We start from the raw sequence: 23,620 nt of genomic DNA, 5'->3' as shown, positions 1-23,620 counted from the left end.
TGTTCTTTCAACTTTTTTTAGTTTAGCGAAGATAAAAATATTCTATGATTAGAGATGTTTCTCTTAAAATTTGCTTTAATTTTTTTTCTGAATGAGAGAAGCTGCCTTTGTAAAAAAAAATAAAGAGAAGTGGCAATTGTTTGAAGATGCTTTGTATAAGAAAACAAGCCTTTCTCCAGATAAATTATCTGACTTATATGTTGAGCTGACGGACGATTTAAGTTATGCCAAAACCTTTTATCCGAACGGAAATACAGTAGTGTATTTAAATTCGATAGGATCTGTAGCGCATCAAAAAATTTATAAAACTAAAAAAGAAAGTAAAAATAGGTTCATCAGTTTTTTTAAAACTGAGTTTCCGTTGTCGTTTTACAAACATCAAAAACAGTTATTCATAGCTTTTGGTGTATTCGCTTTTTTCAGTTTGGTTGGTGCTTTTTCTTCTGCTAATGATGTTGATTTCGTTCGCCTTATTTTAGGAGACAGTTATGTAAATATGACGTTAGAGAATATTGAAAAAGGAGACCCGATGGCAGTGTATAAAAAAGCCAACGAAGTAGATATGTTTATTGGCATAACCATAAATAATATAAAAGTAGCCATGTTTGCTTTTGTTTTAGGAATGCTGTTTTCTGTAGGAACTTTATATATAATGATGCAAAACGGCATTATGTTAGGTTCGTTTTTGTATTTCTTTTATGAAAAAGGATTGCTATGGGAATCGTCTCGTACAATTTGGATTCACGGTACCATAGAAATATCAGTAATTGTAATTGCAGGTTGTGCAGGCTTGGTGTTAGGAAACGGATTGTTATTTCCAGAAACCTATTCTCGATTAGAATCTTTTAAAAGAAGTATGAAAGACGGATTAAAAATTATGGTAAGTACGATTCCGTTTTTTATTATCGCCGGATTTTTAGAAGGTTTTGTAACGCGCCATACCGAAATGCCAGATTGGCTAGCAATCACTATTATTTTAGCATCCTTAGCAAGTATTATATTTTACTACGTAATATACCCAATTCAACTACATAAAAAATCAATTATCAATCAACCAACTTATGAATAAAGAATACATACAATTTAAAAAAGAAAGAGATTTAGGCGCTATTATTACCGATGCTTTTAAGTTTATACGATTAGAAGGAAAACAATTCTTTTTAACAATCTTAAAAACAGCAGCAATTCCTATTTTAATAGCAGTAGCAGCAATGATATATTATATGATGTCTATGTCGTCATTAATGTCTGAAGATGCAAGTGGAGCTATAGGAATGTTTGCTGCTATTTTAATAATGATGGTTGCATATTTAGTAGCATTTGTATTTATCAATTTAGCAGGTATGCACTATATAAAATCATATATTGATAATAACGGAGCTGTAGATCAAGAAGAAATTTCACGCAATACCAAAGAACGTTTTTGGTCTTTTATGGGGTTTGGTTTCTTATCTGGAATTATACTTTTTATTAGTGTAATGTTATGTGTTTTTCCGATGTTTTATACTTGGACGGTCTTATCTTTAGGAGCGTCGATTTTAGTTTTTCAAAATGAATCAGCAACTGGTACAATCGGTAAATGTTTTAGTTTTGTAAGCGGACATTTTTGGGAAACTTTCGGAGTTGTTTTTGTGGTAGCACTTTTAGTAGGAGTTTTAGGTTATATTTTTCAAATACCGGCAGCTATATATCAAATTATACAAATGGGAATAGGAATGAGTAACGAAGATCCAACAGCTATATTTGGTTTATTTAGTGATCCTATTTACTTGTTACTGAATTTAATTTCTATCGTAGGGCAATTAATGTTTTATGCTATCACTTTAGTAACTAACGTGTTTTTATATTTTGATATTAACGAACAGAAAAATTTAACAGGAACCATTGAAACAATTGATAGTTTAGGTCAATAATATTTTGAAACAACTCCTCTTTAACATACTATTCTTACTATTTTCTCTTCAGATGTTTGCACAAACACCTGAAGAGAAAACAGTTCAATTCGACACTGAATTTATCGAACAGAAAAAATTCGATAACAAAAAAATTGAATCTTATAAAAAGCAAGATGCTTTTATATATGTTGTAGAAAAACGCGAACCTACTATTTTAGAAAAAGCGTGGAATTGGTTTAAACGAACAATCAAAAAAGTATTGTCTTATCTTTTTGATGATATTTCGCCAGCCGTGGGTTTTTTAAAATGGATTTTAAACGTTTTACCTTATGCAATTGCAGGTTTAGTATTGTTTTTAATCATTAAATTTTTCTTAAAGGTAAATGCACGTAATATTATTGATGGTAAAAAAGCACAATCTATTGTAAACTTATCTGATGAAGAATCGCTAATAAAAGAAAAGGATTTACTTGCGTTAATTAAAACAGCAATAACCAGTGGTAATTTTAAATTAGCAACGCGTTACTACTATTTATTGTTACTGAAAACATTATCAGAGAAAGAACTGATTTCTTGGCAACAAGAAAAAACAAATGAAGATTATATAAAAGAATTAGCCACAAATAAAAGTTTGTATAAAGAGTTTGAAACACTAACCCATTTATACGATTATGTTTGGTATGGCGAGTTTTTAATTGATAAAGAAAAGTTTTTAAAAGCAGAAACGAACTTTAAAAAAGTGATTGCTAAAATTTAATAAGTTGGATAAAAAACTAAAAGTATATATTGGTTTGTTGGTATTTATACTGCTTGGTATTGTATATATCGAGTCGATAAAACCAAAAGAAATTAATTGGTTTCCGAGTTATGATGCGAAACATAAAATTCCGTACGGAACCTATGTGTTGCATAAACAAATGCCAGCATTATTTGCTGATAAAAAAGTAAGAGATGTTTATCAATCTCCGTATTTATTTTTAAAAGACTCCACCAATAAAGGGACTTATTTTTTTGTTGATGGAAATCTGAATTTTGGTAAAGAAGAGTTTAATGAATTACTAAACTTTGTAGAAAAAGGAAATGATGTTTTTATAGCGACCAATGGTATACATATTGACACACTTAATGTTAAAACAAAACAATTAAGTACTACAGCTTTTGAAGAAAAAGTATACCAAAAACTCGTAAATAAAAATTTAGATACTAGCGAATACCATTTCGATAGAGATTTTTCGAAAGCCTATTTTTCTAAAATAGACACATTAAAAACAACTATTTTAGGCGAGTTGTTAATCAGAAATGAAAAAGATTCCGTTGTAAGTCGTAAACCAAATTTTATTAAAACTAAATTCGGAAAAGGTACTTTTTACTTGCATACATTTCCGGAAGCATTTACGAACTACAACATGCTTTTAGATACTAATTACACCTATGTAGCAAGTGTATTATCGTATTTGAATGTTAATAACAATAATAGTTCAAGTGGACAAAACTCAGGAACTAGTAATAAAGCTACAATTCTTTGGGATGCGTATTACAAAACAGGAAAAAGCGGAATTTCATCACCAATGCACTACATTTTAAGCTCAAAACATCTTAAATGGGCGTATTACATGGCGTTAATAGGCGTGTTGTTTTTTGTTGTTTTTAAAGGAAAAAGAAATCAGCGATTTATACCTGTAATTACACCTTTAAAAAATCAAACTTTAGCATTTACACGCACGATAGCGAATATGTATTATGAAAAATCAGATCATAAAAATATAGCTGCACATAAAATAAATTACTTTTTAGAATATATAAGAATTACACACCGATTATCAACCTTAAAAATTGATGCTTCTTTTTATGAAAAATTAGCAAGCAGAAGTGGTAATTCATTAGAAAAAGTAGAGGGATTATTTAAAAAGATTGATAGTATAAAGGCTAAAGATAAAATTTCAGAAGAAGAGTTGATTGTGTTAAATAATGCAATTGAAGAGTTTAAAGCATAAAAAATAAAAGTATGAATACAGAAAATACTCCAGCAGAAGAAAACGAACTATTTTCAAGTAGAATAGACTTATCTAAATTAAAAGAAGCTGTTGGTAAAATAAAAGAGCAACTAGCGAAAGTAATCGTTGGTCAAGAAGATTTTATAGAATTGTTATTGGTTTCGTTGTTGGCAGACGGACATGTATTGATTGAAGGTGTACCGGGAGTAGCAAAAACAGTAACCGCAAAATTATTAGCAAAAACAATAGCAACCGATTTTAGTAGAATTCAGTTTACACCCGATTTAATGCCTTCGGATGTATTGGGAACGTCTATTTTAAATATGAAAACATCAAATTTCGAATTTAAAAAAGGGCCAATTTTTTCTAATATTGTATTGATTGATGAAATAAACAGAGCGCCTGCAAAAACGCAAGCAGCATTGTTTGAGGTGATGGAGGAAAAGCAAATTACGATGGATGGTGAACGTTATATTATGAATCCGCCATTTATGGTTTTAGCAACACAAAATCCTATAGAGCAGGAGGGAACATACGCATTGCCAGAAGCACAGTTAGACCGCTTTTTATTCAAGATAAATGTTGGATACCCGAATCTAGAAGAAGAAATAAAAATTATCACTGCTCATAATGACAGAAAAGGAGCATTGCCACAATCTAAAATTGAACCTGTTTTAACAGAAACGGATTTATTAGAATACAGAAGCAAGGTTTTTGAGGTATTGGTAGAAGAAAAAATTATAAAATACATTGCGCAATTAATTTCTAATACACGTAACAATACACATTTATATTTAGGAGGTTCACCAAGAGCAAGTATTGCTGTTTTAATGGCTTCGAAAGCTTTTGCAGCCATAAACGGACGTGATTTTGTGATTCCTGAAGATGTAAAAAAGAGTATTTATCCGGTATTGCGTCATCGAATTATGTTAACTCCCGAACGTGAAATGGAAGGGATGACAACAGACAAGGTTATTGAGATGATTGTTCAATCTGTAGAAGTTCCGAGATAGTGATTAAATTCTTTAAATCCATATACATTCACAGTCGCTTTTTTAGTTATATAAGCGTGCTTTCGGCATTATTTTTACTGTCGTTTTGGTTTCCTGTTATTTACAATGTAACATGGGTATTGGTATGGTTGTTTTTAATAACGATGTGTATCGATTTAGCTATCTTATATCGATTTAAAAACGGATTTTCATCAAAGCGCGTAGTTTCAGATAAGTTATCAAATTCTGATGAAAATGAAATTGCAATTACTTTAGAAAATAACTATCCGTTTCAGGTTTTTATTGCTGTGATTGATGAATTGCCAACGCAGTTTCAAAAGAGAGATTTCGATTACAAAACAACACTTCAATCCGCAGAGAAATCAACTTTTACGTATAGTGTTCGCCCAGTAGAAAGAGGCGCTTATAAATTCGGAAATGTACATGTTTTTGTTGCATCTACTTTGCAACTATTTTCTAGAAGATATACTTTTTCAGACGATAAAGAAGTAAAAGTGTATCCGTCTTATATTCAGATGAAGAAATACGAGTTTTTGGCGATGCACAATAACTTAACGGAATTCGGAATGAAAAAAATCCGACGTATCGGACAAACAATGGAATTTGAGCAAATTAAAAATTACATTCCGGGAGATGATGTGCGAAATGTAAATTGGAAAGCAACCGCTAAAAGAGGCGCCTTGATGGTAAATCAATATCAAGATGAAAAATCGCAACCTATTTATTCTATCATCGATTTAGGGCGTATTATGAAAATGCCTTTTGAAGGATTAAGTTTATTAGATTATGCTATAAACTCGGCTTTAGCTTTTTCTAATATAGCCTTGTTAAAAAACGACAAAGCAGGAATGCTAACGTTTTCTAAAAATGTAGAAAAAATTATAGCAGCGAGTAATAAAAAAACAAATTTATCGGTAATTAATGAAGAGTTGTACAATATTACAACCGACTTTACAGATGCTAATTTTGCTTTATTATATGCAACGATTAAAAGAAAAATTAACCAACGAAGTTTATTGATTTTATATACAAATTTCGAACATATATCAGCCTTAAAAAGACAGCTTCCGTATTTAAAAGCAATCGCTAAAAAACATTTATTAGTTACGGTTTTCTTTGAAAATACTGAGTTAGATAGTTTGGTAAAAGAAAACTCAGAAGACTTACAAAGTATTTATCATAAAACAATAGCCGAGAAATATACGTACGAAAAAAGACTAATTGTAAAAGAATTAGAACGGAATAGCATACATGCTATTTTAACGAAACCACAGCAATTATCTGTAAACGTAATTAACAAGTATTTAGAGTTTAAGGCAAAAGGAATGATATAAAAAAAGCGACCAATTTGGTCGCTTTTTTATGTTTATCTATTTTGTAATTCATTCATTCGTTCTTGCATTAATTCCGGGTTACTTAAAGCATCCCATCCGACTAAGTACAACGCATAAATGATTACAGCTATTACAACCAAGTTAAAAACGATACCAATAATACCTAATATTTTACCAATATTAGCATTACTAACCCCTTCGTATTCTCCAGGATTTTGATTGTTTAATTTTATAGCTTTTTGTCCTGTAATAAAAGCACCTATTCCTAGAGGTAATCCGATGATTCCATAACAACAACAAGTTATTATCGAACATATTCCAAGAACTAATGAAGTTGTAGCATTGGGTAATTTTTGTCTTTCCATAGTTTTTTTGATAAAATTTAAATTAGTTGATTCATTTTTATAAAGTAGCTTATCACAATAATAAGTACATTAATAACAGCTAAAATAAGTATAAATTTTTGCCCGTTTTTAACTTTATAAAAGAAATTTACAGCAACAAGCCCAGCAAATAATAACAACGTATAAATAGCAGGATACATTTTAAAAGCGGCAATAAATTCGCCATGAATTAATAAACTTAAAGCACGTTGTATGCCACAACCTAAGCAATCAACCCCAAAGAGTTTTTTGTTTAAACAAGGCAACATATATTCTTCTAACTGTAAATACATCCTATTTATTTAAACATATCCATTCCAGGAATATTTGGCATTCCGTCTTTGGCCGCAATCGCTAGTTCGTGTTCGTTAATATCACGCGCTCTTTTTAAAGCCTTGTTTAATGTTAAAATTAAATAATCTTCTAACTCTTCTTTATCTTCTAATAGAGATTCGTCAATCGAAATTGATTTTATTTCGCTATTAGCAGTTACTGTAATTTTTAAGCTTTCGTTGGCAGTAGTTTCATCAATTAAAACCGTATTTAAACGTTTTTTAGTTTCTTCTACTTTTTTTTGAGCATCTTTTAATTTACCCATCATTCCCGAAATGTCTCCAAACATCTATTCTTTATTTTTTAATTTATTAATAGCAAAAATAGTATTTTCACAAAGAAATTAACCAAACTAAATAAAAATGAAAAAATTAATGCTACCTGCTATAGCTTTTAGTCTTATTTTTGCTTCTTGCAAAAAACAAGAAATGAAGAAAGATATTATAGCTCCAGTTGCTGAAAAGCAAGCAACAACTTTAGAAAAACATGGAGACATACGTACTGATGATTACTTTTGGATGCGTTTAACAGATGCGCAAAAAAACGCGGATGTTAAAGATGAACAAACTCAAAAAGTATACGATTACTTAAATGCTGAGAACGCTTATTACGAAGAGCGTACCAAAGAAACAAAAGAGTTTCAAGAGCAGTTATTTGAAGAAATGAAAGGGCGTATAAAAGAAGATGACGAATCGGTACCTTATAAAAGCAACGGATATTTTTATATAACACGTTATGAAAAAGGACAGCAATATCCTATTTATAGCCGTAAGAAGGATAACCTAGAGGCAGCAGAAGAAATTATGTTTAACGTAAATACCGAAGCTAAAGGTTTCGATTATTTTCAGTTAGGTGGATTAAGTGTATCGCCAGATAATACATTGGCAGCTTTTGCTACAGATACGGTAAGTCGTCGTCAGTATTTTATCAGAATAAAAAATTTAGAAACAGGTAAACTGTATAAAGATATTATAGAAAATACTACAGGAGGAAGTGTTTGGGCAAACGATAATAAAACATTGTTTTATGCTAAAAAAGATCCTGTAACTTTAAGATCATCAAAAATATACAAGCATGTTTTAGGATCAGATTCTGCATTAGATGAATTAGTTTTTGAAGAAAAGGATGAAACTTTTGGTGCTTTTGTAACCAAAACTAAATCTAAAAAATATATTGTAGTAGGTTCTTATAGTACTGTTTCTACAGAATATCAAGTTTTAAATGCTGATAATCCGAAGGAAGAATTAAGAATGATTCAGCCTCGTGAGCGTGATTTAGAATATGACATTGCTCATTACGAAGATCATTTTTATATTAAAACCAACAAAGACGGAGCAACTAACTTTAAGTTGATGAAAACTCCTGAAGATAAAACGGAAAAAGAAAATTGGGTTGATGTAATTCCGCATAGAGAAGATACATTATTCGAAGATTTTTCAATTTTTAAAGATTATATCGTTTTAGAAGAAAGAAATAACGGGTTAAATAAAATACGTATTAAACGTTGGGACGATACAGCAGATTATTATTTACCTTTTGATGAGGAAACATATTCAGCAGGAGTTTATGGAAATCCTGAATTTGATACCGATATTATTCGTTATTCATACAATTCGATGACAACTCCTAGCTCGGTCGTTGATTTTAATATGAAAGATAAATCAAAAGAAATTAAAAAAGAGCAAGAGGTTTTAGGAAGTAAGTTTGATAAAGATAATTATGTAAGTAAACGAATTTGGGTTACTGCTCGTGATGGTAAAAAAGTAGCATTATCAATCGTACATCATAAAGATACCAAGTTAACAAAAGATACTCCGATTTTACAATATGCTTATGGATCTTACGGATATACTATTTCAGACGGATTCTCAACAACTCGTTTAAGTTTGTTAGATAGAGGTTTTGTATATGCTTTGGCACATATTAGAGGAAGCGAATATTTAGGTCGTGAATGGTATGAAGATGGTAAAATGTTGAATAAGAAAAATACATTTAACGATTTTGTTGATTGCTCTAAATATTTAATAGATCAAGGATATACTTCATCAGAACATTTATACGCCATGGGCGGATCTGCAGGTGGATTGTTAATGGGAGCTATTGTGAATATGAATCCAGAATTGTATAACGGTATTATAGCAGCTGTGCCTTTTGTAGATGTAATTTCTACGATGATAGATGATACGATTCCGTTAACAACAGGTGAGTACGACGAATGGGGAAATCCGAATGATAAAGAATATTACGATTATATAAAATCATATTCTCCTTACGATCAAGTTAAGGCTCAAAAATATCCGAATATGTTAATCACAACAGGTTTACACGATAGTCAAGTACAGTACTGGGAGCCTGCAAAATGGATAGCAAAATTAAGAGATGTAAAAACAGATGATAATATGTTGTTTATGCATACGAATATGGAAGCTGGTCATGGAGGTGCTTCTGGTAGATTTGATGCTTTAAAAGAAACAGCAGAAGAATATAGCTTCTTTTTAATGTTAGAAGGTAAGTTAGAAAAATAATTATATTTTTGCACTCAATTGAGTGTAAGCGTCATTACAAGAGTAAAGAAGCAATCTCATAACTTAAGATTACTTTGTCATTTATTCTTGTAATGACGTTTTTTTATTAGACAAAAATGGATAGAAATCAACATATCGCCAATAACATATTAGAATTGGTTGGGCAAACACCTCTAATTAAGTTAAATAGAATAACAAAAGATTTACCTGGTAGTTTTTACGCAAAAGTAGAAGCTTTTAATCCTGGGCAGTCTGCAAAAGATAGAATTGCATTGCATATTGTTGAAAATGCAGAAAAAAAAGGAATTCTTAAATCAGGCGACACTATTGTAGAAACCACTTCAGGTAATACAGGGTTTAGTTTAGCAATGATCGCTTTGGTAAAAGGATACAAGTGCATTTTGGCAGTAAGTGATAAATCATCTCAAAATAAAATAGATGTATTAAAAACAATGGGTGCTGAGGTGCATGTTTGCCCGGCAAACGTTGCTGCGGACGATGCTCGTTCTTATTATGAAATAGCCAAAAAATTACATAAAGAAAATCCAGGTTCTATTTACATCAATCAATATTTTAATGAATTAAATATAGAAGCGCATTATAAAACTACAGGACCAGAAATTTGGAAGCAAACGGAAGGTAAAGTCACTCATATAGTTGTGGCTAGTGGTACTGGAGGAACCATCTCTGGTACAGGACGTTTTTTAAAAGAAAAGAATAAAAAAATTCAGGTTTTAGGAGTTGATGCCATTGGGTCTGTAATAAAAAAATACCATGAAACAGGAACGTTTGATGAGAATGAAATTGCACCATATAAAATTGAAGGACTAGGTAAAAATTTAGTGCCAGGAGCTACCGATTTTGACGTGGTTGATGTGTATGAAAAAGTATCAGATAAAAATGCAGCCTTAAAATCACGCGAATTAGTAAAAGCAGAAGGTTTATTTTGTGGTTATACTTCTGGTGCAGTAATACAGGCAACAGCGCAATACGCTACCAAAGGTTTATTTGATAAAGATAGTTTTGTAGTCGTTATTTTACCAGATCACGGAATACGTTATATGGATAAAATTTATTCAGATAGTTGGATGATGGAGCAAGGTTTTTTAGGATAGAATTTTCAATAACCAATTAACAATAAAATTAGTTTAGCTTTGTTGTATATACTAATACACTAAAAATTAAAAAATATGAATATTACATTAGAACAAGCAGAAAAAATTATAGCAGCAGCAAAATCTAAATCAGTAGCAATTGATACTAAAATGAACATTGCAGTTGTAGATGCAGGTGCAAATTTAGTAGCATTTGCACGTATGGATGGCGCTTGGTTAGGATCTTTAGATATTTCTATTAAAAAAGCAAAAACAGCTCGTTTCTTTGATATGAATACAGGAATTATTGGTGAACTATCTCAACCAGGAGCTCCTTTATATAATATTGAGCACTCTAATAACGGATTAATTACATTTCCAGGAGGTGTACTAGTTAAAGATGCTGATGGTACTATTATCGGAGCAGTAGGAGTTAGCGGAAGTTCAGTAGAAAATGATCATATAGTTGCAGACGCAGGAGCAAACGCTATTTAAAAAATAAATTACAGGATAGAAAAGGATAGCCATGGCTATCCTTTTTTTTGCAAAAAAATAGCATCTAAAAAAGCATTTTTATGATAACGGCAGAAAATCTAAAATGAAAATAATAGGTCTTCTTTTTAAAGAAGTACATTTGTATAATTGTGTACCTATTTTATGAATAATAAAGAAAAATCATTAAAAAAGAATAAAACCCCTTGGCCAACTAAAAAGGCGATGGACCAGGTTTATGAAATGAAACTTTGGGGGACTAATAATGCCGAGTTTTACTCTGGAGATGGTTCTCATCAATCTAATATTGTTATTCCTTATATAGATGCTGTAACTTCATTTTTAACTTCTTTTAAAGACCCAATAACAGTATGTGATTTGGGTTGTGGTGATTTTAATATAGGTAAACAATTAATGCAATACGCTAAAAAATACATTGCTGTAGATATTGTATCAGATCTTATTACTTACAATAAAGAAAGGTTTAAGGAAACTAATTTAGAATTTCAGTGTTTAGATATTGCGGTAGACAATTTACCATATGCCGATTGTGTTATTGTAAGACAAGTGTTACAGCATTTATCAAACAATGAAGTGCAAAATGTTGTTAAAAAGTTAAGTAACTTTAAATATGTTGTTTTAACAGAGCATTTACCAGAAGGAGATTTTATTCCGAATAAAGATATTATTTCAGGGCAAGGTATACGACTTAAAAAACAAAGCGGATTGAATCTATTAGAACCACCATTTAACTTTAAAGTAAAAGCAGAAAAAGAGTTAGTAACTGTTGTTTTAGATAATAAAAAAGGTATTATTAAAACAAAACTCTTTAGAGTTTTTTAATGCATATTCAGTTAATTTTAAATTAAATGTTCTGAAGAGCCTTTTTAAAAATTATAAAAATAGATTTTCTTATAGGGGCACAGTAATACTCATGTTTACTTCCTCAAAAAAGTCAAGATATATATGAACATTTTCTTTATTTTTTTTATTGTATTGAGTATAGCTTTCAACTATTCCTGTTCCATTAAAATATGTGTTTTGAGAAAACTCAAAAGGATGAAGGCAGATATATCTAAAAACAGGAAATAAATTAAAAGGATAGTTTTTTATTTTAAGTTCTGCATTATTAATAACCTTACCTTTTTTATTTACTAATGACATTTTAACAACCTTTGATATACTATCTTTTGAAATAATACTAAATTTATGACGATATCCTTTTAAAGGTTCATGTATTTTAAATTTTATACTTTTTAAAAAAACAAATTGATAAGATTTTTCATTAAGAGAACTTATATTTTCAATTACTCTAAAACGGTGTTTTCTTGATCTTTTTAAATCTAAAATTTCGGCAGATATTTTATTGTTAATTTTGTCTATATTTAAAAAGTAGTAGTTGTTTTCTTTATTAGAATAAATACTTTTTTCTTTATAAAACCCATTCATAGATTTATATTTGGTTAGAATATTAAATTTATAATGCTGTGAAAAAGATAGAAGAGTGTTGAAAAATAATATTAAAAGTATAGTTTTTTTCATAGTAGTAAATCAAATATATCAAAAATTGAATTAGCTTTTTTTAAAGGTAATTATTTGTAAATTAAATATTTTTCTCTAATAATTTTAAAGCTTTCAAGATCATCAGTCCAAGTGGCTTTAATTTCTTCTTCAGTTAAACCTTGCTCAATTTGTTGTTGTAGTTTTTCTGTACCTGCAAGATTGGTAAAAAAAGTATTAAAAAAAGATTCTTTATAAGGATAACCTTGTGCATTTTTAAAACCACTATAATCTTTATAAAAAGTAAGCAGCCATTTTAAATCGATTGTATTTAAGCGCTCGTTGTCTGTTAAAGTATAACCGTAACAAACATTGTTTTGATGCTTCGGATATTTGCTTCCAAAATTTGGATTGGGTGTAAACGAAAAATCATTTTTTAAAGAGAATAACGGCGAACCAACAACCTGAAACTGCATTTCAGTACCGCGACCAACTGAAACATTTGTTCCCTCAAAAAAACACAAACTAGGGTATAGGTTTATACTTTTATCATTCGGTAAATTTGGTGATGGTTTTATAGGTAAACTATATTGAGTATTATGTGTATAGTTATTTAAAGGAATAACCGTTAAATCACATTGAATTCCGTCTTTCAGCCATTTTTCACCATTAATCATTTGTCCGTATTCACCAATAGTCATTCCGTACACAACAGGTACAGGATGCATGCCCACAAAGCTTTTATGTTTCGCTTCTAATGTTGGCCCGTCTATATAATGTCCGTTCGGATTTGGTCTGTCTAGTAAAATAACTTCAACGCCTTGTTCAGCACAAGCTTCCATAACGTAATGTAGTGAAGATATATAAGTGTAAAAACGTGCACCAACATCTTGAATATCAAAAACCACCACATCAATATTTTTTAATTGCTCTGGTGAAGGTTTTTTGTTTTTTCCATATAAAGAGATAATAGGTAATTGCGTTTTAGTATCAATACCATCCACAACAGTTTCACCCGCGTCTGCTTTACCGCGAAAACCATGTTCTGGGGCGAAAACTTTTTTCACATTAATATTGTTATACGTGTGTAAATAATCTACTAAATGATGCTGTACTAGTTTACTGCCCATCACATTTGGCGCTATTTCAGCTCTTTGTGATACTGTTAAAACAGATGTTTGATTGGCTACAATAGCAACACTCTTAACTTTTAACTTATTTAGATATAAATTTATTCTGTCGGCACCAATTTTTAATGGAGTCTCTATTTTAGTAATTTCTTCAGTTTTTGTACTCGCTGATTTTTGCTGTTTAGCACATGCTGTAAATAGAAAACTAACTGTGAATAAAAATAAAATAAGGTAACTAAAATTGTTTTTCATCTAAAAGAGTATTAAAATATAAAATTACCATTAAAAATCTTATTATAAGAAAAAGAGGAGATAATTTAAAATCAGGTGTTTCGTAATATCAGTTAAGTTATAATTAATTACTTTTGATACCGTTAAAAAAGAGAACTTTTGAATTTCGAATTATTTATAGCCAAACGAATCATTGCAGGTAAGGAGTATAAAAGTAGTATTTCATCGCCAATAATTAAAATTGCTACGATTGCTATTACTTTAGGTATTGCTATTATGTTAATAGCAGTATCAATAGCGGCTGGTTTTCAAAATAAAATAAGTGATAAAATGACCGGTTTTAAAGGTCACATTCAAATTGTAAATTACGATACTAATAATTCTGATATATCTACAGTTCCTATCAGTATAAATCAAGATTTTTACCCTGAATTTAAAAATATAGAAGGTATTAAAAACGTTCAGGTTTTTGGTAATATTGGTGGTATTATTAGAACGCCTACCGATTTTGAAGCGATTGTTTTTAAAGGTGTTTCTTCTGATTACGATTTTACGTTTTTTAAAGAATATTTAACCCAAGGACGATTACCAAACTTTAATCAAAATAGAAATAAAGAAATATTAATTTCAGAATCTATTGCAAACCGATTGCATTTTAAATTAAACGACACGATACAAACCTTATTTAGCGCAGAAAAAAGTAGGTTAAAATATAAAATGCGTAAGCCAATTATTGTGGGAATTTACAATACAGGTTTTGGGCAGTTTGATAAAACAATGTTAATTGGTGATATTAGAGAGGTGCGTCAAATTAATAGATGGAGCGATGATCAGATAGGCGGATTTGAAGTGTTAATTGATGATTTTAATCAACTAACAGCAAAAGGTAATGAAATATATAGTACGATAGGATCAACGTTAAACAGCACAACGATTGTCGAAAATTATCCTTTAATTTTCGAATGGATTAAACTTTTTGATAATAATGTGTGGTTTATTATCGGCATTATGATTTTAATAGCGGGTATTAACATGATAACAGCGCTGTTAGTTTTAATATTAGAGAGAGTGCAAATGGTAGGTGTTTTAAAGGCCTTAGGAAGTGCTAGTTTTAGTATTCAGAAAATATTTTTATACAATGCCTCTTATTTAATTTTAAAAGGATTGTTTTGGGGAAATTTAATAGGAATTTCAATCTTATTAATTCAAAAATATTTTAAAGTTATCAGCTTAGATCCCGAAACATATTCAGTAGCAACAATACCTGTCAGTATTAGCTTCTGGGCAATAATTCTATTGAGCTTAGGAACGCTTTTACTGTGTTTCTTAATGCTTATTATTCCGTCTTACATCATCACAAAAATACAGCCTTCAAAATCCATTAAGTTTGCTTAAAAACGATTTTTAATAGACACATTTATTTTAAAACATTTTTTTAGAAGCTGTTTCCCGCTTTTCGCACTCGCTCTCTGCGAGGAGCTCAAACAAATGCTACAATCGGGGCTAAACATATTTATGAAGTTATAAATAATTATTTCTCGATACAATTTCTCTTGCATCGAAATCACTCGAAGTGACAATAGAAAGAATAAAGAAGAATTAAAACTTATAATTCTCATTAAAATATTTTTTTCTTATAAATACTGATTTTTTAACGCACGATGTCAGTTCGAGTGTTTTTATGAAGCAAAGCGGAATAAAAAAGTATCGAGAACTATTTCAATAACAATTATTTCTCGATAAGATTTCTCTTGCATCGAAATCACTCGAAGTGACAATAGGAAGTAAAACAAAGAGTATAAATTTAAGGTTCTTATCAAAATATTTTTTACTTACAAATACTAATTTTTTAAAAAAGATGTCAGTTCGAGTGTTTTTATGAAGGAAAGCGGAATAAAAAAGTATCGGGAACTATTTTAGCAATAATAAATATAACAGCTAATTTTTTTTAATACAAAAACCTTAACAAATATGCTGCGTTAGTGATTGAATGGTCTGTTTGAGCTCTTTTTTATTTTAGTTAAAGTTAATTTGTGAAGGATGAACAAATTGGTATCGAGAACAAAACTAAAAAAAGCGAGTAATGAAAAGCACGACACTTGTGGAACGCCCAAAAAGAAATTACCTTTGCAACTGTAAAATTAAGAAATGAAATACGCAAAAAACATATTAGAAACTATAGGTAACACGCCATTAGTTCAGTTAAACTCTGTAACAAAAGAAATAGATGCTTTAGTTTTAGCTAAAGTAGAAACCTTTAACCCAGGAAACTCTATAAAAGATAGAATGGCGTTAAAGATGATTGAAGATGCAGAAGCAGACGGACGCTTAAAGCCAGGAGGAACTATTATTGAAGGAACTTCGGGAAATACTGGTATGGGGTTAGCTTTAGCAGCAATTATAAAAGGTTACAAATGTATTTTTGTTCTTTCTGATAAGCAATCTAAAGAAAAGATGGATATTTTACGTGCAGTAGGAGCTGAGGTTATTGTTTGTCCTACAGATGTAGAACCTACAGATCCTCGTTCGTATTATTCGGTTTCTAAACGTTTAGGGTCAGAAACTCCTAATTCTTGGTATGTAAATCAATATGACAATCCAAGTAACGCATTAGCACATTACGAGCAAACAGGACCAGAGATTTGGGAACAAACTGAAGGTAAAATTACGCATTTAGTGGTTGGAGTAGGAACAGGAGGAACAATTTCTGGAACAGCTAAGTATTTAAAAGAAAAAAATCCGAATGTGAAAGTTTGGGGTATCGATACTTATGGTTCTGTATTTAAAAAGTACCATGAAACAGGTATTTTTGATGAGAATGAGATTTATCCGTATATCACTGAAGGAATCGGAGAAGATATATTACCAAAAAATGTAGATTTTTCAGTAATTGATGGCTTTACAAAGGTTACAGATAAAGATGCTGCGGTTTATACTCGTAAAATAGCAAAAGAAGAAGGAATCTTTGTTGGTAACTCAGCAGGTTCGGCAATAAAAGGAATGTTACAATTAAAAGATCATTTTAAGAAAGATGATGTAGTGGTTGTTATATTTCATGATCACGGAACGAGGTATGTAGGAAAGATGTTTAATGATGATTGGATGCGTGAGCGTGGTTTCTTAGAAGAAAAAGAAGTGGCTACCGCAAAAGATTTAATACAATCACATATTGATAAGCCTTTAATAACGGTACAAACAGAAGAATTGGTTTCTCATGCTATTGAAAGAATGCGTGATTTTAAAATATCACAAATTCCGGTAAGTGATTCAAAAGGTATTGTAGGTTCTTTAGATGAATCAGTTTTATTACATGCTTATATAGAGGATAAAAATATTGCAGATACGCCTATAAAAGAAGTAATGGAAGCAATGTATCCTATTGTAAAATTAACAGCTTCTGTAGATGAGGTTTCTAAGTTAATAACAAAAGAAAATCAAGCTGTATTAGTCGATTTAGAAAATGGTAAACATCATATTATTACTAAATACGATATTATAAACGCTATTTAATATTACGTTGTTTTTATAACAACGAAATCCCACTCATACGAGTGGGATTTTTGTTTTTCAAATAATTCAAATAATTTACACAATGAAAACAGTTTACAAAGCTGTCTTCAAATACTCTTTTACAAGTATTGTGCCATAAAGTGTTTTTCGTAATTTTTGTAGCTAAAGAATGCTGTTTTTATTATTAATTAACATTTTTACTTGTTTTGTTTGTGATATATTTAAAATAAACACTATCAAGATATAGTTTTATTGATGAAGTTAATTAAGTATTGATTTATTAGCAATTAGCTTTGGGGTTGTTAGCTTATATATTTTTGAAGAAAAAATAAAACTTTATGAAAAGGAGTTAGTTGTAATAAAAAAGTCATAAAAACAAAAATTCCATTCATACGAATGGAATTTTATTAATCAATTAATTCAAATAATTTACACAATGAAAACAGTTTACAAGGCTCTTTTCATATACTTGTTTAATAAGTACTCTGCAAAATTAAATATAAAACTAAGTAAATTCTTTAAATTTTAAATATTTGACATTTTTTTAACTTTAAAAAGTTAAAATGTTAAGGAATCATTAAAGTTAGCTAGCATGTTTGTGCGCCTTATAAGAAGATCTTACTAAAGGACCACTTTCTACATACATAAAGCCCATTTCTAAACCTAAAGTTTCATATTTTTTAAACTGCTCTGGAGTAATAAATTCTTTAAGAGGTAAGTGTTTTTTACTAGGTTGTAAATATTGCCCAATAGTAATTACATCTAAACCTACACCACGTAAATCTTTCATGGTTTGAATAACCTCCTCTTCGGTTTCCCCTAAACCTAGCATAATTCCAGATTTAGTTCGCATTCCGTTATCTTTTAAATATTTTAAAACACTTAAACTACGATCGTATTTTGCCTGTATACGAACTTCACGCGTTAATCTACGAACAGTTTCTACATTATGAGAAACTACTTCAGGAGCAACCTCTATGATTCTGTCGATTTGTTTTTCGTTTCCTTGAAAATCAGGAATTAATGTTTCTAAAGTTGTATTCGGATTTGCTCTACGAATAGCATTTACAGTTTCTGCCCAAATAATAGAACCACCATCTTTTAAATCGTCTCTATCTACCGAGGTTAAAACAGCATGCTTAATACTCATTAATTTAATTGAGCGTGCTACTTTTTCAGGCTCATCCCATTCAACAGTTTCTGGTCTACCGGTTTTTACACCACAAAAACCACAAGAACGAGTACATATATTTCCTAAAATCATAAAAGTAGCCGTTCCTTCTCCCCAACATTCTCCCATGTTCGGACAGCTTCCACTAGCACAAATTGTATTCAATTTATACTTGTCCACTAAACTTCTTAATTCCGTGTATTTTTTACCTACAGGTAATTTTACACGTAACCATTTTGGTTTTTTTACTCTTTCTGGTAATGTTACAGATTCGTTTGCCATTGTAATAAAAATTGAAAAGCAAATTTACGAAGAAAAAGCGTTATAAATTGACTAAAAACCAAATACTAAATCCCACTAAAAAAATCATACCAACAATACTTAAAATGCGTAAAGATAATTTTGGTTGATTTTTCTTAGGTGTATGTTTACTGGTAATAAGCATGTAATTTAAAATAGCATAAAAAGGTGCTGTTAAAAAAGATAAAACAGTGGCTACTTTAACTAAAAAGCCCATGTCTGCTAAAAAGTATTTTAATATGATAAAAGTACCAGAAGCTAATAAAACTAACCAAAACCAATAACTGAGCTTAATTTTTTTGTTAAATAACAAGTTTGATGTTTTTGCCATGGCTCTTGGTGATGCATCTAAAGTTGTTAAAGTAGTGCTGAACATGGTTGTAAAGGCTGCAATACCTATAAATAAATAAGAGTATTCACCTAAGTTTTTAGTGTATAAGTTTATTAGTTGTGAAGCAAAAATAGTTCCTTTGCTAGAAAAAGATTCTCCTGATTGATACATAACAAATGCGCCAAGCATCACAAAACAAACTCCTAGAAAGAATGTTGCAATGTAACCTACATTAAAATCGAAAATAGCATGTTTTGGTTTAATTTGCTCAAATGTTGTTTTACTCTTTTCTACAGTCCATAAAGAATGCCAAATAGAAACATCTAAAGGGGCAGGCATCCATCCTAAAAAAGCAATTAAAAAGGTAATTTGTGCCGTTCCACTTGGTATTATTTGTTGAAAATTAAATCCTTTTTGTGTACTAAATAAAGCTACGTTTACTGCAATAATGGTACTTATGATTAGTATAATTATAATATATTTTATTAAATTATCAAGTAATTTATATTTCCCAATTCCTAAAAGAACAATACTAATCCCCGTTATTATTACAGACCATACTACGAGGTCGTTGGTAAAACCAAAAATAGTAGAAGCCAAACTAGCAGTAACAATTGTAACTGCTGTTTGAATGGTAAACATAGTCGCAAAATTTAAAATGTAATAACTGATTAAAACACTTTTACCTAATTTTTTATAACCATCTAAAAGAGTTTCGCCTGTAGCAGCGGCATAACGCGGACCATACTGAAAGAAAGGATATTTAAAAATATTTACAATTAACAATGCCCAAAGTAATCCAAAACCAAAATCGGCACCAGCTCTTGTTGATTGTACTAAGTGAGACACACCTATAGCTGCACCAGCAAATAAAAATCCTGGACCAAGTGTGTTTAAAATAGATTTTTTCATGTAAAGATGCTGGGGATATTTTTGTAAAAGTCTTTTTAGTAGAGATTATATTTTTATATAATTTGAAAACTAAAATTATGGTAAGTTAAGACTTCTTTATTATTTCAGCTAATAATTTTTTAGCTCTCAGTAATTTAACCTTTACGTTGTTAATAGGTTCACCAATATTCTCAGAGATTTCTTTATAACTAAGTTCTTGAAAAAAACGCAAATTTATAACCTCTTGGTATTTTGGTTTTAACTTTTTTATATCTCTTAAAAGTTTTGCTAAATTTTGTTCTGTAATAATTTTATCTTCAGGAGAAGGTGCGTTGTCTATAATTCGAAAAGCAGCTTCTTCTTGTTCTTTAGTTGTTTCTGTTAAAAGAGATGTTTTTTTCTTTCTTAAAGAATCAATATATACGTTTTTAGAAATACTAATCAACCACGTTTTAAATTCATAGGCTTCATTAAAAGTAGTTATTTTATCAAAAGCTTTAGAAAAAGTACGAATAGTAATATCTTCAGCATCATTGTCATTTTTTATTTTAGACAATTGGTAATGGTATACAGAGCTCCAAAAGGTATCCAACAAAAAATTAAAAGAAATTTGATTACCTTCTTTAGCTAGCTGAATGTTTTTTAAAACTTTGTCTTTATTTATTTCCAATATATAGGTCTAGAAATTGTATTTGATAAATTTAATCATTTAGCGCAATACCAAAAAAATGTTATGTTTAAGCTAAAAAAAGCTGTAAGGACAATAGTAGAATAATTTATTTAATCTTTTTTGTGTTCGGGCTCTGCACAAGTATCAAACTGATCAGGTGTTTTTCCGCAAAACCCACAAGCTTCACCACTCTCGTTAAGCATAGGGTTTTGACTAGCACAAGTACCAGCAAACTCTCCGTCTTTTTTTGCCCAAATTTTTATAGCGATTCCTGCAAAAGCTATGGCCAATAATCCGATAGTAACAAAGAGTAGTTTCATTTTATATAATTTAGTATTGCAAAGATACGAATTCCCTTTTTTAGAGAATTGCTTTGTAAAAATAATTTTAAAGTAACTGATTTAATTAAATAATATTTACTTCAATTTCTAAATCTATAGAGAATTTATTTTTAATAGTACTCTGAATTTCTTGAGCTAATTCATAAATTTCGCCACCAGTTGCGCCTCCGTAATTAACAAGTACTAAGGCTTGTTTTTCATGTACACCATATGCACCAAAACGTTTTCCTTTAAATCCGCTTTTTTCAATTAACCAGCCTGCAGGTACTTTTACAGTATCTTTAGATATTGGGTAATTTGGAATTTCGGGAAACTCTTTTTTTAAATTTAGAAAATGAGCTCTAGATATTACGGGGTTTTTAAAAAAACTACCGCTATTACCTATTTTTTTAGGGTCTGGTAATTTTGATTGACGAATAGTAATAATTGCATCAGAAATATCTTTAATAGTAGGATTTTTAATATTTTTTAAAGATAATTCCGTTTCAATAGCTCCGTAAGTGGAGTTCAGTTTATGCTGGTTTTTAGTAAGTTTAAAACTAACAGCAGTAATAATGTATTTTCCTTTTTGGATGTTTTTAAAAATAGAATTTCGATATCCAAATTCACATTCAGTATTCGAAAACTCAATTAATTTTCCTGTTTGTATTTCAATAGCTTCTAAACGTGTAATTGTATCTTTTACTTCTACACCGTATGCGCCAATATTTTGAATAGGACAAGTACCTACATTACCAGGAATTAGAGATAAGTTTTCAAGACCTCCATAGTTTTGAGAAACACACCATAATACAAATTCATGCCAATTTTCACCAGCATTTACGGTTAGGTAAATATCATTGTTGCTTTCTCTATCAATAGAAATTCCTTTTATATTAATGTGTACAACAAGCTTATCAATATCTTTAGTTAGCAACATGTTGCTTCCTCCAGATATTAAAAAAACATCTTTTTCAATTTTTAAAAGCTGCTGTAGACTATAAAAAGAATCAATAGAAACAAAACGTTTGGCATTTACATTAATACCAAACGTATTGTATTCTTTTAAAGATATGTTTTCTTGAATGTTCAATAAATTATTTATTGTATTGCTTTAAAGCAGTTTTTAAAATTTCTACAGAACGTATTAAATCTGTTTTATTTAATACATAAGCGATACGAACTTGGTTTTTACCTTCTCCTTCGGTTGAATAAAATCCGCTTGCAGGTGCTACCATAATGGTTTCGTTATTATTATTAAAATCTTCTAATAACCATTGTGAAAACTTATCAGTATCGGCTACAGGTAATTCAGCAACACAGTAAAATGCTCCTTTAGGATTGGCAATTTTTACTCCGTCGATTTTTTGAAGTTCAGAGATTAAAGTGTTTCTACGATCTTGATATTCTTCAATAACTTCATCAAAATAAATTTGAGGAGTTTCTAAAGCTGCTTCACTAGCTAATAAAGCATAAGTAGGCGGACTTAAACGTGCCTGAGCAAACTTGATAGCTGTGCTAATAAACTCTTCGTTTTTAGAAACGATACAACCAATTCTTGCACCACACATACTATAACGTTTAGAAACAGAATCGATCATAATAGCGTTCTGCTCTAAGCCATCTAAAGACATTATAGAGTTGTGTTTTACACCATCGTAGGTAAACTCACGATATACTTCATCAGCAATTAAAAATAAATCGTGTTTTAATACAATTTGCTTTAATTTTTCGATTTCTTCTTTGCTGTATAAATATCCTGTTGGGTTTCCTGGGTTACAAATTAAAATTGCTTTTGTTTTTGAAGTAATCAATTTCTCGAAATCTTCAATAGCCGGTAAAGCAAAGTTGTTTTCTATTTTAGATATAACAGGAACAACTGTTACTCCAGATGCAGTAGAAAATCCGTTATAATTGGCATAAAAAGGTTCTGGTATAATAATCTCATCACCTGGGTCTGTAATACTACCAATACTAAATAATAAAGCTTCAGAACCACCAGTGGTAGCTACAATATTGTTAGCATTAACGTGTATATCATTTTTAGCATAATAATTCGCTAATTTGGTTCTGTATTCTTCAGAACCTTCAGAGCGCGCATATGATAAAACCTTAATAGTATTGTTTTTAACAGCATCAAGTGCAACTTGAGGCGTGTTTATATCGGGTTGACCTATGTTTAAATGAAAAACTTTAGTTCCGTTTTTTTTAGCAGCTTCAGCAAAAGGCACCAATTTACGAATTGGTGATTGAGGCATAATGCTTCCTTTTCTAGAAATATGTGGCATTGTAAATAGAATTAGTTGTTTAAAAGGCAAATTTGCGAATTATTTTTCATTTAAAGAACTAGTAGTGCATGAAAGTTAAAGGTTAAAAAAATCATAAAACAATAAAATTATAAATTGAAGATTGTATATTTAAGATTAATCATTAACACCCTTCTGTTTGAAAAAATATATACTTTTTATTATCGGTTCTTTTTTTTGTTACTCTCTTTATTCTC

Annotated in this window: 23 protein-coding genes; 12 read left to right on the top strand and 11 right to left on the bottom strand. The window is 30.1% G+C overall.

The genetic code is table 11. The annotated features are described in order from the left end of the window. The first annotated feature begins 91 nt into the window (after positions 1-91). The 6 genes from H0I30_RS02270 to H0I30_RS02245 are packed head-to-tail and all read left to right on the top strand — an operon-like array spanning position 92 to position 6,236. Complete coding sequence (locus H0I30_RS02270; RefSeq protein ID WP_218772695.1) at positions 92-1,069, top strand: stage II sporulation protein M; 978 nt, start codon at positions 92-94, stop codon at positions 1,067-1,069. Beyond that, positions 1,062-1,913: a hypothetical protein gene (locus tag H0I30_RS02265; protein ID WP_218772694.1), complete on the top strand. Its 852-nt coding sequence runs from the start codon at positions 1,062-1,064 to the stop codon at positions 1,911-1,913. Before H0I30_RS02270 ends, H0I30_RS02265 begins: the two co-directional genes overlap by 8 nt. A gap of 52 nt (positions 1,914-1,965) precedes the next feature. Continuing rightward, positions 1,966-2,652, top strand: coding sequence for a DUF4129 domain-containing protein (locus tag H0I30_RS02260; RefSeq protein ID WP_218772693.1), 687 nt, complete (start codon positions 1,966-1,968; stop codon positions 2,650-2,652). A gap of 4 nt (positions 2,653-2,656) precedes the next feature. Next, the gene (locus H0I30_RS02255) at positions 2,657-3,889 is read left to right on the top strand and encodes a DUF4350 domain-containing protein (protein ID WP_218772692.1); all 1,233 of its coding nucleotides are present in this window, start codon (positions 2,657-2,659) and stop codon (positions 3,887-3,889) included. An 11-nt stretch (positions 3,890-3,900) separates the two neighbouring features. Further along, on the top strand, positions 3,901-4,902 hold the full coding sequence (locus tag H0I30_RS02250) for a MoxR family ATPase (RefSeq protein ID WP_218772691.1): 1,002 nt from the start codon (positions 3,901-3,903) through the stop codon (positions 4,900-4,902). 2 nt (positions 4,903-4,904) lie between these two features. Next, the gene (locus tag H0I30_RS02245; RefSeq protein WP_218773455.1) at positions 4,905-6,236 is read left to right on the top strand and encodes a DUF58 domain-containing protein; all 1,332 of its coding nucleotides are present in this window, start codon (positions 4,905-4,907) and stop codon (positions 6,234-6,236) included. Positions 6,237-6,268: 32 nt separating this feature from the next. On the opposite strand, the gene H0I30_RS02240 is transcribed toward H0I30_RS02245, so the two are convergent. Genes H0I30_RS02240 through H0I30_RS02230 form a run of 3 tightly spaced genes read right to left on the bottom strand, consistent with a single transcriptional unit; the run spans position 6,269 to position 7,241 of the window. Further along, entirely contained in the window at positions 6,269-6,601 is a 333-nt protein-coding gene (locus tag H0I30_RS02240; protein ID WP_218772690.1) for a CCC motif membrane protein, read from the bottom strand. 17 nt (positions 6,602-6,618) lie between these two features. Further along, positions 6,619-6,912, bottom strand: coding sequence for a DUF2752 domain-containing protein (locus H0I30_RS02235; protein WP_218772689.1), 294 nt, complete (start codon positions 6,910-6,912; stop codon positions 6,619-6,621). Positions 6,913-6,917: 5 nt separating this feature from the next. Beyond that, entirely contained in the window at positions 6,918-7,241 is a 324-nt protein-coding gene (locus H0I30_RS02230; RefSeq protein WP_218772688.1) for a YbaB/EbfC family nucleoid-associated protein, read from the bottom strand. Between the two features lie 73 nt (positions 7,242-7,314). On the opposite strand from H0I30_RS02230, the gene H0I30_RS02225 reads away from it, so the two are divergent. The 4 genes from H0I30_RS02225 to H0I30_RS02210 all read left to right on the top strand — a co-directional run bounded on the left by H0I30_RS02225 (position 7,315) and on the right by H0I30_RS02210 (position 11,906). Further along, a complete protein-coding gene (locus H0I30_RS02225; protein ID WP_370624053.1) occupies positions 7,315-9,477 on the top strand; it encodes a S9 family peptidase in 2,163 nt (720 codons plus the stop codon). A 116-nt stretch (positions 9,478-9,593) separates the two neighbouring features. Continuing rightward, positions 9,594-10,592, top strand: coding sequence for a PLP-dependent cysteine synthase family protein (locus H0I30_RS02220; protein ID WP_218772687.1), 999 nt, complete (start codon positions 9,594-9,596; stop codon positions 10,590-10,592). A gap of 75 nt (positions 10,593-10,667) precedes the next feature. Next, complete coding sequence (locus tag H0I30_RS02215) at positions 10,668-11,066, top strand: heme-binding protein (protein ID WP_218772686.1); 399 nt, start codon at positions 10,668-10,670, stop codon at positions 11,064-11,066. Between the two features lie 162 nt (positions 11,067-11,228). Next, a complete protein-coding gene (locus H0I30_RS02210) occupies positions 11,229-11,906 on the top strand; it encodes a class I SAM-dependent methyltransferase (protein ID WP_218772685.1) in 678 nt (225 codons plus the stop codon). Between the two features lie 69 nt (positions 11,907-11,975). Here H0I30_RS02210 and H0I30_RS02205 read toward each other — a convergent pair whose 3' ends face one another. Both H0I30_RS02205 and H0I30_RS02200 read right to left on the bottom strand, forming a co-directional pair. Continuing rightward, positions 11,976-12,605 carry a hypothetical protein gene (locus tag H0I30_RS02205; RefSeq protein ID WP_218772684.1) on the bottom strand — a complete coding sequence of 210 codons (630 nt, stop codon included), beginning with the start codon at positions 12,603-12,605 and terminating at the stop codon, positions 11,976-11,978. 50 nt (positions 12,606-12,655) lie between these two features. Further along, complete coding sequence (locus H0I30_RS02200) at positions 12,656-13,945, bottom strand: exo-beta-N-acetylmuramidase NamZ domain-containing protein (protein ID WP_218772683.1); 1,290 nt, start codon at positions 13,943-13,945, stop codon at positions 12,656-12,658. A gap of 138 nt (positions 13,946-14,083) precedes the next feature. On the opposite strand from H0I30_RS02200, the gene H0I30_RS02195 reads away from it, so the two are divergent. Further along, entirely contained in the window at positions 14,084-15,319 is a 1,236-nt protein-coding gene (locus tag H0I30_RS02195; RefSeq protein ID WP_218772682.1) for an FtsX-like permease family protein, read from the top strand. Between the two features lie 753 nt (positions 15,320-16,072). After that, complete coding sequence (locus tag H0I30_RS02190) at positions 16,073-17,434, top strand: pyridoxal-phosphate dependent enzyme (RefSeq protein WP_218772681.1); 1,362 nt, start codon at positions 16,073-16,075, stop codon at positions 17,432-17,434. Positions 17,435-18,017: 583 nt separating this feature from the next. On the opposite strand, the gene lipA is transcribed toward H0I30_RS02190, so the two are convergent. The 6 genes from lipA to H0I30_RS02160 form a co-directional block, all read right to left on the bottom strand. Further along, complete coding sequence (lipA, locus tag H0I30_RS02185) at positions 18,018-18,887, bottom strand: lipoyl synthase (RefSeq protein WP_218772680.1); 870 nt, start codon at positions 18,885-18,887, stop codon at positions 18,018-18,020. A gap of 40 nt (positions 18,888-18,927) precedes the next feature. Then, the gene (locus H0I30_RS02180) at positions 18,928-20,148 is read right to left on the bottom strand and encodes an Nramp family divalent metal transporter (protein WP_218772679.1); all 1,221 of its coding nucleotides are present in this window, start codon (positions 20,146-20,148) and stop codon (positions 18,928-18,930) included. Positions 20,149-20,233: 85 nt separating this feature from the next. Then, complete coding sequence (locus tag H0I30_RS02175; protein ID WP_218772678.1) at positions 20,234-20,797, bottom strand: RNA polymerase sigma factor; 564 nt, start codon at positions 20,795-20,797, stop codon at positions 20,234-20,236. A 110-nt stretch (positions 20,798-20,907) separates the two neighbouring features. Further along, entirely contained in the window at positions 20,908-21,117 is a 210-nt protein-coding gene (locus H0I30_RS02170; protein WP_218772677.1) for a membrane or secreted protein, read from the bottom strand. An 85-nt stretch (positions 21,118-21,202) separates the two neighbouring features. Continuing rightward, positions 21,203-22,210 (bottom strand): UDP-N-acetylmuramate dehydrogenase, encoded by a 1,008-nt coding sequence (gene murB, locus H0I30_RS02165; RefSeq protein WP_218772676.1) that lies wholly within the window; start codon positions 22,208-22,210, stop codon positions 21,203-21,205. A 4-nt stretch (positions 22,211-22,214) separates the two neighbouring features. After that, on the bottom strand, positions 22,215-23,405 hold the full coding sequence (locus H0I30_RS02160) for a pyridoxal phosphate-dependent aminotransferase (protein ID WP_218772675.1): 1,191 nt from the start codon (positions 23,403-23,405) through the stop codon (positions 22,215-22,217). Between the last annotated feature and the right edge of the window lie 215 nt (positions 23,406-23,620).

This window comes from Tenacibaculum sp. AHE14PA (assembly GCF_019278465.1).
GTDB lineage: Bacteria > Bacteroidota > Bacteroidia > Flavobacteriales > Flavobacteriaceae > Polaribacter > Polaribacter bernardetii.
This window is presented reverse-complemented; position numbering and strand designations above follow the sequence as displayed.

Excerpts from the sequence above, each read along its gene's own strand:
- lipA (WP_218772680.1), bottom strand. The coding sequence starts at position 18,887 with ATGGCAAACGAATCTGTAACATTACCAGAAAGAGTAAAAAAACCAAAA.
- H0I30_RS02160 (WP_218772675.1), bottom strand. The coding sequence starts at position 23,405 with ATGCCACATATTTCTAGAAAAGGAAGCATTATGCCTCAATCACCAATT.
- H0I30_RS02240 (WP_218772690.1), bottom strand. The coding sequence starts at position 6,601 with ATGGAAAGACAAAAATTACCCAATGCTACAACTTCATTAGTTCTTGGA.
- H0I30_RS02210 (WP_218772685.1), top strand. The coding sequence starts at position 11,229 with ATGAATAATAAAGAAAAATCATTAAAAAAGAATAAAACCCCTTGGCCA.
- H0I30_RS02270 (WP_218772695.1), top strand. The coding sequence starts at position 92 with ATGAGAGAAGCTGCCTTTGTAAAAAAAAATAAAGAGAAGTGGCAATTG.
- H0I30_RS02215 (WP_218772686.1), top strand. The coding sequence starts at position 10,668 with ATGAATATTACATTAGAACAAGCAGAAAAAATTATAGCAGCAGCAAAA.
- H0I30_RS02170 (WP_218772677.1), bottom strand. The coding sequence starts at position 21,117 with ATGAAACTACTCTTTGTTACTATCGGATTATTGGCCATAGCTTTTGCA.
- H0I30_RS02200 (WP_218772683.1), bottom strand. The coding sequence starts at position 13,945 with ATGAAAAACAATTTTAGTTACCTTATTTTATTTTTATTCACAGTTAGT.
- H0I30_RS02205 (WP_218772684.1), bottom strand. The coding sequence starts at position 12,605 with ATGAAAAAAACTATACTTTTAATATTATTTTTCAACACTCTTCTATCT.
- H0I30_RS02220 (WP_218772687.1), top strand. The coding sequence starts at position 9,594 with ATGGATAGAAATCAACATATCGCCAATAACATATTAGAATTGGTTGGG.
- H0I30_RS02260 (WP_218772693.1), top strand. The coding sequence starts at position 1,966 with ATGTTTGCACAAACACCTGAAGAGAAAACAGTTCAATTCGACACTGAA.
- H0I30_RS02180 (WP_218772679.1), bottom strand. The coding sequence starts at position 20,148 with ATGAAAAAATCTATTTTAAACACACTTGGTCCAGGATTTTTATTTGCT.
- H0I30_RS02250 (WP_218772691.1), top strand. The coding sequence starts at position 3,901 with ATGAATACAGAAAATACTCCAGCAGAAGAAAACGAACTATTTTCAAGT.
- H0I30_RS02190 (WP_218772681.1), top strand. The coding sequence starts at position 16,073 with ATGAAATACGCAAAAAACATATTAGAAACTATAGGTAACACGCCATTA.
- H0I30_RS02230 (WP_218772688.1), bottom strand. The coding sequence starts at position 7,241 with ATGTTTGGAGACATTTCGGGAATGATGGGTAAATTAAAAGATGCTCAA.
- H0I30_RS02235 (WP_218772689.1), bottom strand. The coding sequence starts at position 6,912 with ATGTATTTACAGTTAGAAGAATATATGTTGCCTTGTTTAAACAAAAAA.
- H0I30_RS02265 (WP_218772694.1), top strand. The coding sequence starts at position 1,062 with ATGAATAAAGAATACATACAATTTAAAAAAGAAAGAGATTTAGGCGCT.
- H0I30_RS02225 (WP_370624053.1), top strand. The coding sequence starts at position 7,315 with ATGAAAAAATTAATGCTACCTGCTATAGCTTTTAGTCTTATTTTTGCT.